This window comes from Novosphingobium pentaromativorans US6-1 (assembly GCF_000767465.1).
In the GTDB taxonomy this organism is placed as follows: Bacteria; Pseudomonadota; Alphaproteobacteria; order Sphingomonadales; family Sphingomonadaceae; genus Novosphingobium; species Novosphingobium pentaromativorans.
Genome location: NZ_CP009291.1, coordinates 2522501 through 2538353 on the forward strand (window position 1 = coordinate 2522501; position 15853 = coordinate 2538353).

The window sequence follows — 15853 nt, forward strand, 5'->3', positions numbered from 1 at the left end:
GGCCATCTCCGCCAGTTCAGCGCCCCCGGCGACGCGCAGCCCGAGATAGGCGAGATCGTCCCCTTCGCCGATGTGCAGTGTGATCCGGTGATGCCAGTTGTCCATCCGCAAATGGATCCGGTCGCCCTCGCCCTCATCCAACCATTCCAGGCCGATGATCTGCGTCGCAAAGACCTTCCAGGCATCCGCGTCGCTGATTGTCAGCCCGAGATAGCCGAGCTCCGTGATCTGAACCATCCGATTTTCCTTCGAAGCCAGAGTGCCGTTTGCGCACCCGCGGTCGCCGACCGGCGCGGGAACGCCTGATTACGCCGCGTTTTTCAACTCGGCGAAGCCCATGCCCGTCAGCCAGGCCTCCATCGCCTCATAAGCGATGATCTCGCCCTTCGCCTGGGGCAGGGCGCCGAGTGCGCAGTACCAGTTCTTGATTTCCATGCCCCCGTTGCCGCTCTCTCGCAGGATTTCCTCGTCGCTGATGGCCAGCAAGGCATCGACATCGCCCTTAACGAACAGATCGAGCATGCGAAGATCGAAGGCGGCATTGACATGGCCCATGCCCGGACAGCCAACCCAGTGGCTCATGCCGCCCGTGCCGAAGATGACAACCCGTTCGTTGCCCGGCCAGCTTTCCACCGCGCGGCGGATGCTCTCCCCGATCTCATAGGCGCGCTGGTTCGACACGAACGGCCGCTGGGTACAATTGAGATAGACGGGAATCGTCTTCAGCCCGGGGTTGGCCTTGACTGCGAATTCATAAGGAATGGCGATAGCGTGCTCGACGGTCAGTGCCTTGGCGAAGGACCAGTCGATCCGGTCGATGCCACCTTGTGCGAGGATGTGCCGGGCCAATGGCTCGTTGTTCGGGATCATGCCCTTTTCGAGCGGGATCCAGTCCTCGATCGGCCCGTCGAGGTCGCCGACCGCGATCAGGCAGCTCGGGATGCAGTGCGGCCCGAAATTGGTGTAATGGTCATCGCTGATGATGATGACGGTATCGGCCCGAAGCTCGACCAGGCGCGCTGCGATGTGCTCGAACGCCTTGAATACGGTGTCTTCCTGCGCCTGGTCCGCCAAGCCCTTCAGCATACCCGAAAGCGCCGGGTTATGCGGCATCAGGAAACCGCCCACTATTTCAGCCATGATCCAATTCCTTCTTCATATCCGTTTGAGTGCTGGTGCGGTGGGGCCCAGCCTCAGGCGGGCGCCCGGTAGTCCTGATTTATCTTCTCGAGATATTCCGGCATCCGCCGTGCCCCGTTGACGCCGCTGAATACCGACAGGAGGAGCAGCGGACTGACGTCGCGCCGCACGATTTCGGCAACATCCCAGTTGAGGATCAGCTCGCGCTCTTCCTCGCTGATGTTGAATTCGCTCAGATAGCCGGGCGCGTCCGCGCGGAGACGGTCCATTTCCCGGGGTTCGGACAGCGCCTTCCACAGCGCCTTTTCAATGCTGTTCGTGCTCATTCATGCCTCCCTTGGGGTCATACAGCCTGCGCAAGTGCCTCGCGCCGTTCGGTCGACTTCAGCAGGGGGATGACGCGCGTGCCGTACAGGTCCCAGCTGTGGGCGAGCTGCTCGACCGTGGTGTCACCGGCGAAGACGACCTGGAAATGGCCGGCGCCCGTCATCTCGCACTGCTCGCGGATCGTATCGGCCGCCTGCTCGGGCGTTCCGCCGATGAACTCGTCGTCGCCCATCGTGTATCCATGCGTGCCGGGGCTATCGAGCGCCTTGCGCGCCGCGACCGCCATGCGCTTGTCGCTGGCTGCGATCATGCTGCGGAATCCCTCGGCATAGGTGCCCGAGCGGCCGGCGGTCCCTTCTTCCTCGATTTCGAAGATCACCTGGCGGCGCAGCGCCAGCTGGTCCGGCCCGGTCGGGTTGAGGTGGTCCCGCCTTCCTGTACAGGTTTGCGGCTAAGTTAAGCTCATCCGGTTGTTGTTTACGCCGCCATTCTGGTGATCAGATCATGGGGGGCATGCCCCCCATGATCTGAAGCGTCGATTTGCCCATATGCCTCTGCCGGGGTTTTGCCTGCAAGGCGTGAGTGAGGCCGGTGATGGTTGTAATAGGCGAACCAGCGGGACAGGCCTGCGCGCAGTTCGGAACCCGTCTCGAAGGCGTGCAGATAGACGCACTCGTACTTCACCGAGCGCCACAGGCGCTCGATGAAGACGTTGTCCATCCAGCGCCCCTTGCCATCCATGCTGATTTTCACTTCGGCCGCCCGCAGCACGCCGGTGAAGGCCTGCGAAGTGAACTGGCTGCCCTGATCGGTGTTGAAGATGTCCGGCTTGCCAAAGCGGGCCATGGCATCCTCCAGAGCCTCGACGCAAAAAGCCGCGTCCATGGTATTGGACAATCGCCAGGCCAGCACCTTGCGGGTGGCCCAATCCATGATCGCAACGAGATAGAGGAAGCCTCGGCGCATCGGTAGATATGTCACGTCCGCACACCACACCTGATTGGGCCGCTCGATCTTCATGTCCCGCAGCAGATAGGGATAAATCCGATGCTCCGGGTGCGGATCGCTCGTGCGCGGGCGCTGGTAGATCGCCGCCAGCCCCATCTGCGCCATCAGCCGTCGTACCCGGCGGCGGCCCACCGCATGACCAAGCCGCTGCAGGTGCCGCACCATCTGCCGGCTGCCGTACCACGGACAGTCCATGAACGTCTCGTCGATTACCCGCATCAGCGCCAGCGTCTCCTCGCTCTGAGGCGCAGGCGTATAATAATAGGAAGACCGGCTGATCGACAGCAGGCGGCACTGCGCCGCGATCGACAGGCGCTGGTGAGCAGGCTCGATCAGCAATCGCCTCTGGCCCGCGCTCATCGACCGGAGGCTTTCGCCAAAAAATCCCGCTCCACCAGCAATTGCCCGATCTTGGCATGCAGCTTCTCGATTTCCGCTTCGGTCTCCGTCTTCGACGCCTGCTCACCGCCGTCGAACAGGCTGGCCATCCCGTCCACCGCCTGACGCTTCCATCCCCCGATCATCGTATGGTGGACGCCGTGCTTCGCAGCCAGTTCCGCCAGCGTCAGTTCACCACGGATCGCCTCCATCGCAACTTTCGCCTTGAATTCCGCGCTGTAGCGCTTTCTCGTCTTCTTCATTCCCGTCCATTCCTTAGGTCGGGATGAGCTTAACACCCTGTCCAGATTTCCAGCACCACGTCAGGTTGCCCGCCTTGGCGGCCTCCTCGTTATAGGCGTCGAACACCTCCTTGACCTGTTCGTTGGGAAGGAAGCCGGTGGCGATCTTCGCACCGCGCCGGGCGGCCTTGCGCGCTGATTCCACGCTGATGACCGTTGTCCACACCGGGATATTGGCCTGGATCGGCCGCGGCACCAGTGCCAGATCGTCGAAGTTCCAGAACTGGCCGTGATGGGAGATGACCGGATTTTTGAGACCCGCGTCGAGGATCTGCAGCGCCTCGTCGTTGCGGGCGCGTGCTTCGGCGGTCGGAAGGCCGATTTTCTGGAACTCGCCAGGAATACCGGCCGCCGTGCCGACCTCGAGCCGACCGCCCGTCAGAATGTCGAGCATGCCGACCTCTTCAACCAGCCGCCACGCATTATGATAGGGAAGAACCATGCCCATGACGCCGAGGCGCAGCGTATTGGTCCGCGCGGCGATCAGCGGCAGCAGGATGTTGGGAGATGGGCTGTAGCCCCCGCCGAAATGGTGCTCGCTCAGCAGCAGTCCGTCGAATCCCAGTCTCTCGGCGCTCGACCACAGGTCGAGGTATGCGTTGAAATAGGGAATGATCTTGCTTGCGTAGTTCGCGCATGCGGCCTCGCTCGGGTTGCCCCCGGCGCTCATGATGATGTTCTCGATTTCGCGTGACACGAAGAAGAACTCGAATGCCCATGACTTGATCATATCCTGGCTCCCAATGTGCGCCTGCCAGCGCGGCGGCGGCGCGTTCTTCGAAATCGCTTTCTCAGGCTGGCGCTTTTTCTTCCCGCCAGATGCCGAGCTTTTCCTGAACCACCCGGTCCGAGGCGCAGAAGAGGAAACAGTCTTCCTCCGCCTCGAAGGATCGCCACGTCCAGTTGGGGGCGGCGAGGACGTCCTGCGCGGCGAATGGGTGCCTTTGGCCGTCCACGATCATCCGTCCCCTGCCGTAGGGAACGCAGACGACCATCCCGTCCGTCGATCGGACCGGTGCGGTTCGCGTCCCGGCGGGGAGATAAGTCATCCAGGTGGAGATTGTGGGCATCGCCCAGCCACCGTCGGTCGGGTTGGCATAGCGCAGCGAAGCGCCCCAATGCGGATCGAGGGAACCGGCCGACGCGATCGCGACGAGCGCGGCGCGGGTCCGCTCGAATGGATAATTGAAAACCGGCGATGTTGCTCCGAAACGCGGTTCGGGCTCGATCGGCAGCATAGCGGTCCCGAAACGCGCGAGCGCATCGCCCTCCGGCCGGGCCGGTCCGTGGGTGGCCTCATTGTAATGTTCGAAGAAGCTCGTCTCGAAGAAGTTGACGATATGCGCGTCCAAGATGTCCACCCAGACAACCGGCTCATCGGAATCATTGCCGTGGTCGTGCCAGGTCCAGGACGGCGTGATGACGAAGTCGCCGCGGGCCATGGTCGTTCTTTCGCCGGCCACCACCGTGTAGCCGCCGGAGCTTTCCAGCACGAAGCGCAGCGCCGATGCCACGTGGCGATGGGCGGGCGCGGTTTCGCCGGGCAGAACCAGCTGGACGCCGGCGTACAGCGTGCCGCTGGCCCTGCCTTCGCCGACGAAGGCCGGGTTTTCGAGGATCAGTACCCGCCGTTCGGCCTCGGCTGCCGAAATCAGGTCACCGGCCTCCATCAGACAGGGGCGCACCTCTGCATAGGGCCAGACATGCGCGACCGTTCTGGGCGCGGGCTGGGGCGGCGCCATCTGGGCGATCTTGCCCCACAGCGGTGCCATGTACCGGGTGCCCAGCTTCTGGCCGAACGCCTCATTCCGGTCGTGAAAATCGGGCGCGCTGATGCCCGTGGTTGAAGTAGTGGCCATGATCCTTGCCTTGTTGACTGATTGCGCCGGGCCGGGGCCCGAACGCCCCTCACAGGAAGAACAGAAGGTTCTTGCTGCTGACTACGCGTTCCAGCAGGTCGATGCGGCGACTGACGATGCGGAATGCGCCGTCGCCAAGCTGGCGAACCCGGTCGGTTCGGCGGTAGACGACCTCGCTCTGTTCATAACCGCGACGGTAACGATAAGCCTTGCCGCAGCTGAGCACTTCGATCAGCTCGCCGACAGGATCGTGAAACGCTTCGACATTGGAGACAAAGCGAATGAGTTTCTGCGGCGGGTCCATCATCCACTGCAGTCCCGTCTCAAACTGGCGGACACGCATCTCCAATGCGTCCAGTTCATCGTCATAGACGAAGACCTCGCGCTGATCTTCCGGCGTCTTGTCCTTCAGATAGCGTTCGTCGCGAACGACCATTTGGTAATGGATCGCCGGATCGATCATGGTGTCGATCCACTCGCGGAACCGCTCCTGATCCAGCGTGCGCGCCTCGCGATAGAGGAACCGCTCGATATCCTGATGCAGCTCCCTCGAAACGGGCGGCCGTTCATGCTCCTGGGCATCGTGCCCTTGCGGAATGGTTGCCACGGTCATCAGAGTAACTGCTCCTTCCAGTTTTCGCTGTTGTGCTGGATTTCCTGCCAGTTTTTCGATTTCAGGCAGTCGGCATAGAAGCGGTAGTAGCCTCGGATCGACAGCTCGCTGACCATATCGCTGACGACCCCCGGGTAATCGGGATCCAAACGCGCGAGCCCATGGCCGAGCTGGGCATTGAGCGTGCCCTGTCGCGTGAAATAGCCCTGGTTCGGTTGCGTGGAGTGCTCGAAATTGTCCATGTCGTCGCCTTCGAGGATACCGGCCATGCCGAAGGTGCGGTTGACGGAGATCTTCATCCGGCGCTTGGCCTCCTCGGACATGCGCTTTTCCGCGATGACCCACGACACTACCTCGATCTTGTCGGGGCCGATCGGGTGCCAGACCTTGAAGACGTTCAAACCGATCAGATAGGAACAGTTGGGAAAGATCGTCCCGTCCCACATCGACGTATAGAGGTTGGCGTAGGCCTCGCCCTTTTCCGGCGCGACATCTTCTACCCTGCGCGGGGGGACCATGTCGGCCAGCTCCGGGGAGATCTGGTCGCGCATGGACGAGTGGTGACTGAACTGCGCCGCGTGGCCCGAACCGTAACGCGACGTGGCCTGCATCCCCATGCCCGACTTGAAATCGACGACCGGCGCGCCGAGCACCTTGAGGATGGACCCGTGGGTCATGCCCAGATGATAGACATCTCCAACGAATCCCTCAGGCGGCAGCTTCCAGTTGGTGTGAACGATCGATCGGGCCGGCGGTCCGAGCAGCTCTATGCCGCCGGGGATGTCGGTCCAGATGTCGATGTACCACTTCTCGTCGCCGAGATAGTCCGGCAAGGTCGGCGCGTCCGGGTCCATGCAGCCGAATACGAAGCCCTTGTAGCTTTCCACGCGCGGCACTTCGCGCAGGCCCCATTGGCGCTTATCGAATCTCGGACCGTAAACCGATTGCTCGAGCGGAACGGTCTTGAGGCTGCCGTCGGCGGCAAACTGCCAGCCGTGATATATGCAGGCGTGCGAGCGGGCGTTCCCTGCCTCGGCCTGGCATAGCCGCATGCCGCGGTGGCGACACTGGTTGAGAAAGGCCTTTATGCTTCCATCTTCCTGACGCCAGACGATGACCTCGTCCTCAGCCATTTTCGTGACCACGTAGTCGCCTGCCTTGGCCAGTTGGCTTTCATGGGCGAGGAACAGCCAGCAGCGGCCGAAAACCCGCTCCAGTTCAAGCTCGTAAACGTCCCTGTCCCAAAAAATCCGGCGGTTCTGAGTGCCAGCTTCCGCATCCACCAAATCGGCTATATTCACGACAAACCCTCCGCGCGACATCTTATTCCATGTTGCATTCCACCTGTTATAATATGATGCGTGCGATTGGTTTGATCTGCGTCAATTGGGTGTTTTGTTTTTGCCGGTGCCGGGCTGCGGAATGGACAGATTCGGCATGGATTGCGCGCCCCGGGCTCGGAACGCCGAGGGAGCCGCCGTCGCACCGCGCGCGATACCTGCAGACCGGACCATGGCCGGATGCTTTCGGAGATACGCCGCCGCTAAATCTGGCCTCACGCCAGACCGGTGCCTGGAAGAACGCGCCATGCGTCCATTCCCAACCGACAAGGCTTCAAGCGACAAGGCTTCAACCGGCGGCGCCCAAATCGGCAAGGCGAGCGCCATGCCCCCGATTTATCGCCCAAGACACCACATGCCATTGTGAGCCACGACCAAGGGTGCACGGGCCAGTTCGCTTACAGGCAACCTGCGCTCGGCGAAGCAATTCCGATAACGCTGTGAACCAGCCATGCTGGACCAAGGCGATGAAGGTGGGGCGTCGATGCTGGCCCGAGACACCGCTTTCCTGGCTGCCTCAGAAGATCTGCTGCGCGCCGTTGCCGCGAAGCCGAACGATCCGACGAAGGGTTATGGCGGAGGAGGCGACTCAGTCCGAGCAGGCTGCGCCCACGCCGCAATGACGAAGGTAATGGCCAACCATCGCAAAAAGTTAGCCACCGACCCCAGCGAGAACACCGGGAATTAGCCAAAATGTTCAGGAAAGTGGATGCCCCGCGAGGATTCGAACCTCGATAGACGGAATCAGAATCCGTAGTCTTACCATTAGACGACGGGGCAACGAGGGGGCGCCTCTAACTCGCATGCTCGAAGGGGTCAAGGCCCCAGCGCAAGTAAATTTGCGGTCGGGTTCCAAGGCGGAGAAAGCGACTGCGCAGCGGAATGCGCGTAAGGTGCGTCCGCATGTGCGCACATGCCGTTCGACCGGGTTTTTCCCGGGCCTATTTGCCGGTGAAGTGCGGGGGGCGCTTTTCGAGGAAGGCGTCGATGGCTTCCTCGAAGTCTGCCGTTTCATGGGCCAGTGCCTGCATCGCGGCCGACATTTCCAGTACTTCGTTGAGGCGCATGTTCTGGGCATCGGTGAGCAGCCGCTTGGCCATGCGCAACGACCTTGCGGGATTTGCGGCGATTTTCTCGGCGATCGCCATGGCTTCGTCCATCAGCGATTCGTGCGGGACGACGCGCGAGACGAGACCCATGGCCCTTGCCTGCTCGGCATCGAGCGTCTCGCCGGTGAAGAGCATTTCGGCGGCATTGGCGAACCCGACCGCACGGGGCAGCGCCCAGGCCCCGCCGTCGCCCGGAATCAGGCCCATCTTGATGAAGCCGGCGGAGAACTTCGCCTTGTCCGAGGCGATGCGGATGTCGCAGAAGCAGGCGAGATCGTTGCCAAGGCCGATGGCGAAGCCGTTGACCGCGGCGATCATCGGCACTTCGCATTCCTGGAAAGCGCGCGGGATGCGCTGCACGCCGCGGCGGTAGTTGAGCCGCGTCGCGGTGGGCGAGTCGAGCGGTCCGATGCCGTTGCGGTCCTTCATCGCCTGCAGGTTGCCGCCTGCGGAGAAGGCCTTGCCTGCGCCTGTGAGGATGCCGACGCTGATGGTTTCGTCCGCAGCCAGGTCCTCGAGCGCGGCGACGAAGTCGGCACAGTCCTGGTGTTCGCCGATGGCATTGAGCCTTTCGGGGTGGTTCAAGGTCAGGACGGCAATGCGCCCGCGCTTCTCGATCTTGACGAAATCGCCCATTTTCAAACCCTCGTCCATCAGCCAGCGGCAATCGGGCCGCCCCGTCCTGTCCTGTTCCCGGCATATGCGCCAAGGCCTTGCAGAGCCTTTCGCGCCGCCCCGGCGGTTCGTCAAGCAAGGCCGGGTAACCTCTCTTGCCCCTTTGGTTACGGCACGTTAGCATTGGCCTCAGGTGCCCGCCGCCTTGGCGGGAAGATATGAACGAGATTTGATACCATGGCGGAGCAAGATCCGCCGGCCGCGAAAGTCAAAGTGTCGGGTCGCCCGGGAAGGCGGCGGAAGGGACGAAAGGGCAAGTCACGCTCGAAAGTCGCCGGCACGGCCAAGGGGAAGGTGCGCCCGGCGGGTGCGCCTAAGCCAGAGGCAGGCGCAGCGCCGCGCGAAGAGAACGACAATAACGAGCAGGCGTCATCGCGTCGGCAAACGGTGCGGCAGGTTTCACAACGACCTTATCCTCAACGTACTGCCGGTCCGCGGCCGGGCGGCGGTCGGCAGTCCTATGCGGCGATCGACCTGGGTACCAACAACTGCCGTCTTTTGATCGCCCGACCTTCGGGCGAGAACTTCACCGTGATCGATGCTTTCAGCCGCGTCGTTCGTCTTGGCGAAGGGCTGGCTCAGTCCGGCCGTCTCTCGGACGAGGCGATGGACCGTACGCTTGCGGCCCTGCGCGTGTGTGCCGACAAGCTCATGCGCCGCAACGTTTATCTCGCGCGCTCCGTCGCCACCGAGGCCTGCCGCCGTGCCGAGAACGGCCCGGAATTCATCGAGAGGGTGCGCGAAGAGACCGGCATTGCCCTCGACATCATCAGCGCGCGCGAGGAAGCCCGGCTGGCGGTGCTGGGCTGCCATGTCCTGCTCGAGGCAGGGTTGGGGCCAGCGATGATCTTCGATATCGGCGGCGGCTCGACAGAGCTCGTCCTGATCGAGAGCACCGGCACCGTGCCGCGCATTCTCGACTGGCAGAGCGTGCCCTGGGGCGTTGTCTCGTTGAGCGAGAGCTGCGGCCCGGAAGGCGTGAGCGAGGCGGATCGTCTCAACCGCTATCGCCACATGCACGGCCTCGTGACCGAGAGCTTCGCTGGATTTTCCGACAGGATCTCGGGCGCGCGCAAGTCGGTTGCAAGCAGCGGCGAACTGCGCCTGCTGGGCACCAGCGGCACCGTGACGACGCTGGCGAGCCTGCACCTGCAACTGCCGCAGTACGACCGGCGGATGGTCGACGGCCTGATCGTGCCGGCCGAATCGATGCGCGAAATCAGCACACGCCTCTCGACCATGGCAGTCGAGGATCGCCGCGAGCTCAATTGCATCGGCCGGGAGCGTGCCGATCTTGTCGTTGCGGGCTGCGCCATTCTCGAGGCCATCCTCGACCTCTGGCCGGCAGCAAGACTGGGCGTTGCCGATCGCGGCATTCGCGAAGGCATCCTGCGCAGCCTGATTGCATCCAATGGCCATGGCAGCCCCCACGCGGGACAGGTCATCGCCGCAAGTGAAGGAAACGTACAGCAAGTGGAAACCGGTCGATGAGCCGTTCGGGACGCGATCCGGGCGAAAAACTGCGTACGGCGAAGAAGCGTTCGACGAGTTCGGCACGCTGGCTCCAGCGCCAGCTCAACGATCCTTACGTCAAGAAGGCCAAGGCCGACGGTTATCGCAGCCGTGCGGCCTACAAGCTGATCGAACTGGACGAGAAGTTCGGCCTGTTCAAGGGCGTAACCCGTGCAGTCGACCTCGGCATTGCGCCGGGCGGCTGGAGCCAGGTGCTGCGGCTCAAGTGCCCCAGGGCCAAGGTCGTGGGCATCGACCTGCTGCCCACCGATCCCATCGAGGGCGTGACGATCTTCGAGATGGACTTCATGGCCGACGAGGCCCCTGCGGCGCTGGAAGGGGCGCTAGACGGCGCGCCGGAACTGGTGCTGTCGGACATGGCGGCCAATACGGTCGGTCACAAGCAGACCGATCATCTGCGCACGATGGGGCTGGTCGAGACGGCGGCCGATTTCGCGATCCAGACGCTGGCACCCGGCGGTACTTTCGTGGCCAAGGTCCTTGCAGGAGGCACCGATACAGAGCTGCTGAACCTGCTCAAGCGCCACTTTACCAGCGTCAAGCATGCCAAGCCGCCGGCGAGTCGCAAGGATTCGTCCGAGTGGTACGTCATCGCCAAGGGCTTCAAGGGCTAGGGCGAGCCTCTCGTCGTTCCCGCGACTGCGGGAAGACGCTGTTTTCGGCGACCTTGCAAGTCAGCCGGCCCGGGTAGTGTCGGCCGGGCGGATTGGCCTGTTTTTCCTGCCCTGAAGACGGAAACGGCCCGAAGGCGACTCGGTGACGCCTGCGGACCGCTTCCTGCCGGCAATGCCGGATTCGTCGAATTTTCGGGATTATTCGGCCGCGGCGGCTTCGCCCTCGGCCGGAGCGGCCTCGTCCGCGCCTTCTGCCGGAGCGGCAGCGGCGTCACCCTCGGCCGGTGCCTCGTCGGCGGCCGGCGGGGTGGGCAGCGGCAGGTTCGAGCCCTGCGTGTTCAGATAGGCGATGAGGTTCGCGCGATCTTCCGGCTTGGAAAGTCCGGCGAAAGTCATCTTGGTGCCGGGCGCGAAGGCCTTGGGGCTCTTCAGCCAGTCGTTGAGCTTGTCGAAGGTCCATTCACCGCCAACGCTCTTGAGTGCATCGGAGAACGCGAAACCGCCTACGCCCTTGCCGATGGCTTCGCCCACGACGCCATGAAGGTTCGGGCCGATGCCGTTGGCACCGCCGGCGTTGATCGTGTGGCACGAGGCGCACTTGGCGAAAGTCGCCTCGCCCTTGGCGACATCGGCGCTGGCCAGAAGCGTTGCGATCGGCACTTCGCCGGCGCCTTCGCCTTCTTCCTGCACGCCTTCGATGGCGTATCCCATCGTCTCGGGACGATGCGGTTTGTCAGCCTTGAAATAATGCGAGCTGACGGTCGTCAGGCCGAGCCCAACGATGCCTGCGAACAGCGTCCAGCCTGCAATGGTATTGAAACGATCATCCATTCGAAGTTGCCCCGCCGGTGAATCTAGCCCATTCGGTTGCGCTGCGCTCTAGTGGCGGGCGGTGCTTAGTGCAAGAGCCATTGCGGATATCGCAGTTGCAGCCTAATCGCGCAGGCACCATGCATTCCTATCCCAAACCCGCCCTCGCCCTTGTGGCAGAGATGGAAGCCGCAGCGGCTTCTGACCCTTCGCGCGCCATGGCCTTGCAGGGCGCACCAGGCTGCAACGGGCATCGTGCCGCCCTCGAATTCGATCCCGATTGCCTGCCGCTGCCGTGCTTTTCCTTCGAGGATGCGCTCGATGCGGTGAAGGAAGGCAAGGCCGAGCGGGCGATCATCCCGATCGAGAATTCGCAGCACGGGCGGGTCGCCGACATCCATTTCCTGCTGCCGGAAAGCGGGCTTTCGATCGTCGGCGAACATTTCATGTCGATTCACCACGCGCTGATGGCGCTGGGGGACGGACCTTTCACCGGTGCCTACAGTCACCCGCAGGCGCTGGGTCAGTCCCGCCATTACCTGCGTGAGCGCGGGATCGTGCCGATGTCCTATGCCGATACCGCGGGCGCGGCGGCGTTCGTGCGCGAGCAGGGCGACATGACGGCCTGCGCCGTGGCGCCCAAGCTGGCTGCCGAGCTCTACGGCCTCAAGATCATCGAACAGAATGTAGAGGATGCCGCGGACAACACGACGCGATTCGTCGTGCTCGCCAAGGAACCGCTCGATCCGTTCTATCTCCAGGGCGAGACGGCGATGACGACCTTCATCTTCGAGGTGAAGAACATTCCTGCCGCGCTCTACAAGGCGCTGGGCGGCTTCGCCACGAACGGCGTCAACATGACCAAGCTGGAAAGCTATCAGACCGGGGCAAGCTTTGCCGCCACGACCTTCTATGCCGACATCGAAGGCGTGCCGGGCGATCCGCGTGTCGACATGGCGCTGCAGGAACTGGCTTTCCACTGCAAGTACGTGCGGCCGCTGGGCAGCTACCGGCAGGCGCGCGCCCGCGGCTGATCCTGCGCGAAGCGTGCTTGCGGCCCGTCGGATGGCGGTGCTGCCTGAAAAGTCGGGAATTTTCAGGCCTGCTTGCGCGGCGGTCCCGCTGGCAATCGCTTGCACGTCACGGCTGCACATGCCAATCAGGCCGGCGTGACGGTTGGTGGGCCTCAGATTGCGGGTGCGGCCGCTGCCCGGGACGCCGCGAGCGACTGGGAGGCCGTGCGCGCCGCGTCCGATATCCAGTACGCGCCTTTGCCGCCGCTCCAGCAGCCGCCCGTCTCCGAAGTACCGGGCTGGCTGCGCGCCCTTTCCAGGTTGATGGAAGCCATCTTCGCGCCGATCGGGCGCCTGCTCGGCATGTCCTGGCCGGTGTTCCAGTACGTCCTGATCGCACTGGCGGCAGCGATGGCGCTGTTTCTGCTCTGGCGGATTTTCGGCCCGGCCATCGCCGTCTGGCGCAATCGCCGTGACCGGGAGGAGGACGCCGTCTGGACGCCGAACCGGGCCCAGGCCGTCGCCCTGCTCGAGGATGCCGACCGGCTTGCCGCGCAAGGGCGATTCGGTGAAGCCGCGCACCTCCTGCTTCAGCGCAGCGTCCACCAGATCAACGATGCCCGGCCCGACTGGCTGATCCCGGCCAGCACCGCGCGCGAAATTTCCGTCCTGCCGATGCTGCCCGAAAGCGGCCGCCGCGCCTTCGCGACCATTGCGGAGCGGGTGGAGCGCAGCCTGTTCGCCCTGCGCGATCTCGACGCGCAGGACTGGTCAGCGGCCCGCGCCGCCTATGCCGATTTCGCCCGGCTGGAGCTTCGCGCATGAGCGCGGCGGCGTCCGCTGCAGGCCCGGTTGCCGGCACCGCCATTCCGGTCGGCGCCAACCCTTTCTCCCGCCGCGCCGTCCTGGGGATCGTGCTCCTCGGCTCCGCCCTGTTCATCGCGCTGCTGTGGATGATCGGGACCGGCAACGGGATGGGCACCAGCAACGACGGCCAGGCCCATGCGCAGGGCAAGGGACTCAATGGCTATGCGGCCATGGCCGATTTCCTCGACCGGCGCGGCTTTGCCGTGCGCAGGGTCAAGAACGAGGGTGCGCTTGCGAAGCAGGGGCTGCTGGTCCTGACACCGCCTGCCTTTGCCGAGGGAGAGGAGATCGACCGCATCGTCAGTGCCCGGCGCTACATCGGGCCGACGCTGGTGGTCACGCCCAAGTGGATGGCAGGCCCGGTCAATCGCCAGCAGAAGGGCGCGCGGCGCGGCTGGGTGCAGCTCATGGGCGCTTCTGGTCCCAACTGGCCGGGCTTTCTCGACGATGTCGGCGTCACCCTGTCCTCAATGGGGAAGGACGGCGCGCAGCCGCGCTGGCGCGGCATGGGCCTTGGCGGCGTACTGCCCGAGGGCAAGCAGGTGCTGTCGGGGCAGGGCGCCCGGCTGGTCCCACTGGTGGAAGGTCAGGACGGCCGGATCCTCGCGGCTGTTCTCGACGACGGCGGCTACTACCCCGAGCTGGAAGACCGCGCGCTTGCACCGATGAAGTCCGAGGTCGAGGATGACGACCTCTATCCGCTGGTGCTGGTGTTCGAGCCGGACCTGCTCGACAACTACGGCATGGCGCGGCTTGAGAATGCGCGCCTTGCCGAGACGCTGGTCCGGGCCAGCGGGATTTCGCCGGGCGATCCGGTGATCTTCGACATGACGCTCAATGGCTTCGGCCAGTCGCGCAACCTGCTCACGCTTGCTTTCACTCCGCCGTTTCTCGCCGCCACATTGTGCCTGCTGCTCGCCGCGGTGCTGATCGGATGGCGCGCCTTTCTGCGGTTCGGACCGCCAGCCAGCACGGAACGCGCCATCGCCTTCGGCAAGCGCGCCCTCGTCAGCAATTCCGCCGGCCTCGTGCGCCGTGCCCGCCGCCTGCACCTGATCGGCGGACCATATGCCGACCGCATCCGCGAGCGTCTCGTGCAGGGGCTTGGCCTGCCGCGTTACCTCGATACCGTTCACGCCGAAGAGGCCATCGACCGCGCCCTTGCCGCGCGCGATCCCGAAGCCGAACCCTATTCCGTCATTGCCGCGCGCCTCAAGCGCTCGCGCAAGGCCCATGACCTCCTGAAAGCCGCGCGCGAACTCCACGCGCTCGAAAGGAAGCTGATCCGATGAGTGAGACCGAGACCCTCAGCCTGCCCGATGTCGCGCAGATCGCCGGGGCCATACGCGAACAGGTCGGCAAGGCCATCGTTGGCCAGGCCGGGACCATCGACCACTTGCTGATCGCGCTGATGGCGCGCGGCCACGTGCTGCTTGAAGGGCCGCCGGGCACGGCGAAAACTTTCCTCGCGCAGTGCTTCGCGGCGACGCTGGGGCTCGATTTCGGGCGTATCCAGTTCACGCCGGACCTGATGCCGGGCGATATCCTCGGCTCCAACCTGTTCAACTTCCAGACCAGCCAGTTCACCCTGACCCACGGGCCGATCTTCTGTGACCTGCTGCTGGCCGACGAAATCAACCGTACCCCGCCCAAGACGCAGGCCGCCCTGCTTGAGGCGATGCAGGAACGCCGCGTCACGCTGGACGGTGCCGCCCATGCGCTGCCGCCGCATTTCATGGTCGTCGCCACGCAGAACCCGATCGAGAGCCAGGGCGTCTATCCGTTGCCCGAGGCGCAGCTCGACCGTTTCCTGTTCAAGCTGCTGGTCGACTATCCCAGCGCCGAGGAGGAGATCCGCATCGTCGCCCGCTACGGCGAGAATCGCGGTGCGCCTTCGCCTATGGAGCTGGGCATCGAAGCGGTGGCATCGCCGCAGGTGCTTTCCGCCGCGACCCGCGCTGTTGCGACCGTGACCCTCGCCGATAGTGTGACCGACTACATCGTGCGGCTCGTGCGCGCCACGCGTGACAGCGCTGACCTTGCCTGCGGGGCGAGCCCGCGTGCGGCGGTGCTGCTGGCCGGGGCGGCCCGCGCCCGCGCGGCGCTGGAGGGCCGCGACTATGTTGTGCCAGATGATGTGAAGGCACTGGCGACCGGCGTGCTGCGCCACCGTCTGCTGCTCAGTCCTGCGGCGGAGATCGAGGGCAAGCAGGTTGAGGCGCTTGTCGCCCAGCTTGTCGAACAGACCGAGGCGCCGCGCTGACG

General features: G+C 64.1%; 17 protein-coding genes and 1 tRNA gene (1 of these 18 only partly in view). 6 read left to right on the forward strand and 12 right to left on the reverse strand.

Annotation, left to right across the window (positions count from 1 at the left end; genetic code table 11):
- From JI59_RS11830 to JI59_RS11890, 11 genes are all read right to left on the reverse strand, one after another.
- On the reverse strand, nt 1-237 hold the 5' end (the start) of the coding sequence (locus JI59_RS11830; RefSeq protein ID WP_007015851.1) for a VOC family protein. The gene continues 651 nt to the left of window position 1, outside the view; 237 of the gene's 888 nt are visible here — the first part of the coding sequence; it begins with the start codon at nt 235-237; its stop codon lies off the left edge, out of view.
- A gap of 69 nt (nt 238-306) precedes the next feature.
- On the reverse strand, nt 307-1140 hold the full coding sequence (locus tag JI59_RS11835; RefSeq protein ID WP_038576080.1) for a DODA-type extradiol aromatic ring-opening family dioxygenase: 834 nt from the start codon (nt 1138-1140) through the stop codon (nt 307-309).
- A 53-nt stretch (nt 1141-1193) separates the two neighbouring features.
- A complete protein-coding gene (locus tag JI59_RS27095) occupies nt 1194-1466 on the reverse strand; it encodes a hypothetical protein (RefSeq protein ID WP_007015849.1) in 273 nt (90 codons plus the stop codon).
- 17 nt (nt 1467-1483) lie between these two features.
- The gene (locus tag JI59_RS11845; protein ID WP_007015848.1) at nt 1484-1846 is read right to left on the reverse strand and encodes a hypothetical protein; all 363 of its coding nucleotides are present in this window, start codon (nt 1844-1846) and stop codon (nt 1484-1486) included.
- Between the two features lie 98 nt (nt 1847-1944).
- Nucleotides 1945-3116, reverse strand: a protein-coding gene (locus tag JI59_RS11850; protein WP_085997526.1) for an IS3 family transposase whose coding sequence is annotated in 2 segments (ribosomal slippage) — nt 1945-2852 and nt 2852-3116 — 1173 coding nt in all. Because the reading frame shifts where the segments join, the coding sequence is not laid out codon by codon here.
- A gap of 13 nt (nt 3117-3129) precedes the next feature.
- Entirely contained in the window at nt 3130-3885 is a 756-nt protein-coding gene (locus JI59_RS11860) for an LLM class flavin-dependent oxidoreductase (protein WP_052117883.1), read from the reverse strand.
- A gap of 61 nt (nt 3886-3946) precedes the next feature.
- Nucleotides 3947-5014, reverse strand: coding sequence for a cupin domain-containing protein (locus JI59_RS11865; protein ID WP_007012497.1), 1068 nt, complete (start codon nt 5012-5014; stop codon nt 3947-3949).
- 49 nt (nt 5015-5063) lie between these two features.
- Complete coding sequence (locus JI59_RS11870; RefSeq protein WP_007012496.1) at nt 5064-5627, reverse strand: aromatic-ring-hydroxylating dioxygenase subunit beta; 564 nt, start codon at nt 5625-5627, stop codon at nt 5064-5066.
- On the reverse strand, nt 5627-6928 hold the full coding sequence (locus tag JI59_RS11875; protein ID WP_238532497.1) for an aromatic ring-hydroxylating oxygenase subunit alpha: 1302 nt from the start codon (nt 6926-6928) through the stop codon (nt 5627-5629). The genes JI59_RS11870 and JI59_RS11875 overlap by 1 nt, the downstream gene beginning before the upstream one ends.
- Nucleotides 6929-7673: 745 nt before the next feature.
- A tRNA-Gln gene (locus tag JI59_RS11885) sits at nt 7674-7747 on the reverse strand.
- Between the two features lie 161 nt (nt 7748-7908).
- Entirely contained in the window at nt 7909-8730 is an 822-nt protein-coding gene (locus tag JI59_RS11890; RefSeq protein WP_007012493.1) for a crotonase/enoyl-CoA hydratase family protein, read from the reverse strand.
- A 198-nt stretch (nt 8731-8928) separates the two neighbouring features.
- Between JI59_RS11890 and JI59_RS11895 the strand changes: the two genes are divergently transcribed.
- Entirely contained in the window at nt 8929-10242 is a 1314-nt protein-coding gene (locus JI59_RS11895) for a Ppx/GppA phosphatase family protein (RefSeq protein WP_038576086.1), read from the forward strand.
- Nucleotides 10239-10898, forward strand: a complete 660-nt coding sequence (locus tag JI59_RS11900) for an RlmE family RNA methyltransferase (protein WP_007012491.1) — start codon at nt 10239-10241, stop codon at nt 10896-10898. The genes JI59_RS11895 and JI59_RS11900 overlap by 4 nt, the downstream gene beginning before the upstream one ends.
- Before the next feature lie 198 nt (nt 10899-11096).
- Here the strand turns inward: JI59_RS11900 and JI59_RS11905 are convergent, their stop codons facing one another.
- Nucleotides 11097-11729, reverse strand: coding sequence for a c-type cytochrome (locus JI59_RS11905; protein WP_007012490.1), 633 nt, complete (start codon nt 11727-11729; stop codon nt 11097-11099).
- A 119-nt stretch (nt 11730-11848) separates the two neighbouring features.
- Here JI59_RS11905 and JI59_RS11910 point away from each other — a divergent pair, with 119 nt between their 5' ends.
- The 4 genes from JI59_RS11910 to JI59_RS11925 all read left to right on the forward strand — a co-directional run bounded on the left by JI59_RS11910 (nt 11849) and on the right by JI59_RS11925 (nt 15851).
- On the forward strand, nt 11849-12742 hold the full coding sequence (locus JI59_RS11910) for a prephenate dehydratase (RefSeq protein ID WP_007012489.1): 894 nt from the start codon (nt 11849-11851) through the stop codon (nt 12740-12742).
- Between the two features lie 99 nt (nt 12743-12841).
- Nucleotides 12842-13546 (forward strand): hypothetical protein, encoded by a 705-nt coding sequence (locus tag JI59_RS11915; RefSeq protein ID WP_007012488.1) that lies wholly within the window; start codon nt 12842-12844, stop codon nt 13544-13546.
- Entirely contained in the window at nt 13543-14880 is a 1338-nt protein-coding gene (locus JI59_RS11920) for a hypothetical protein (RefSeq protein WP_007012487.1), read from the forward strand. Before JI59_RS11915 ends, JI59_RS11920 begins: the two co-directional genes overlap by 4 nt.
- The gene (locus JI59_RS11925; protein WP_007012486.1) at nt 14877-15851 is read left to right on the forward strand and encodes an AAA family ATPase; all 975 of its coding nucleotides are present in this window, start codon (nt 14877-14879) and stop codon (nt 15849-15851) included. The genes JI59_RS11920 and JI59_RS11925 overlap by 4 nt, the downstream gene beginning before the upstream one ends.
- Nucleotides 15852-15853 lie beyond the last annotated feature (2 nt).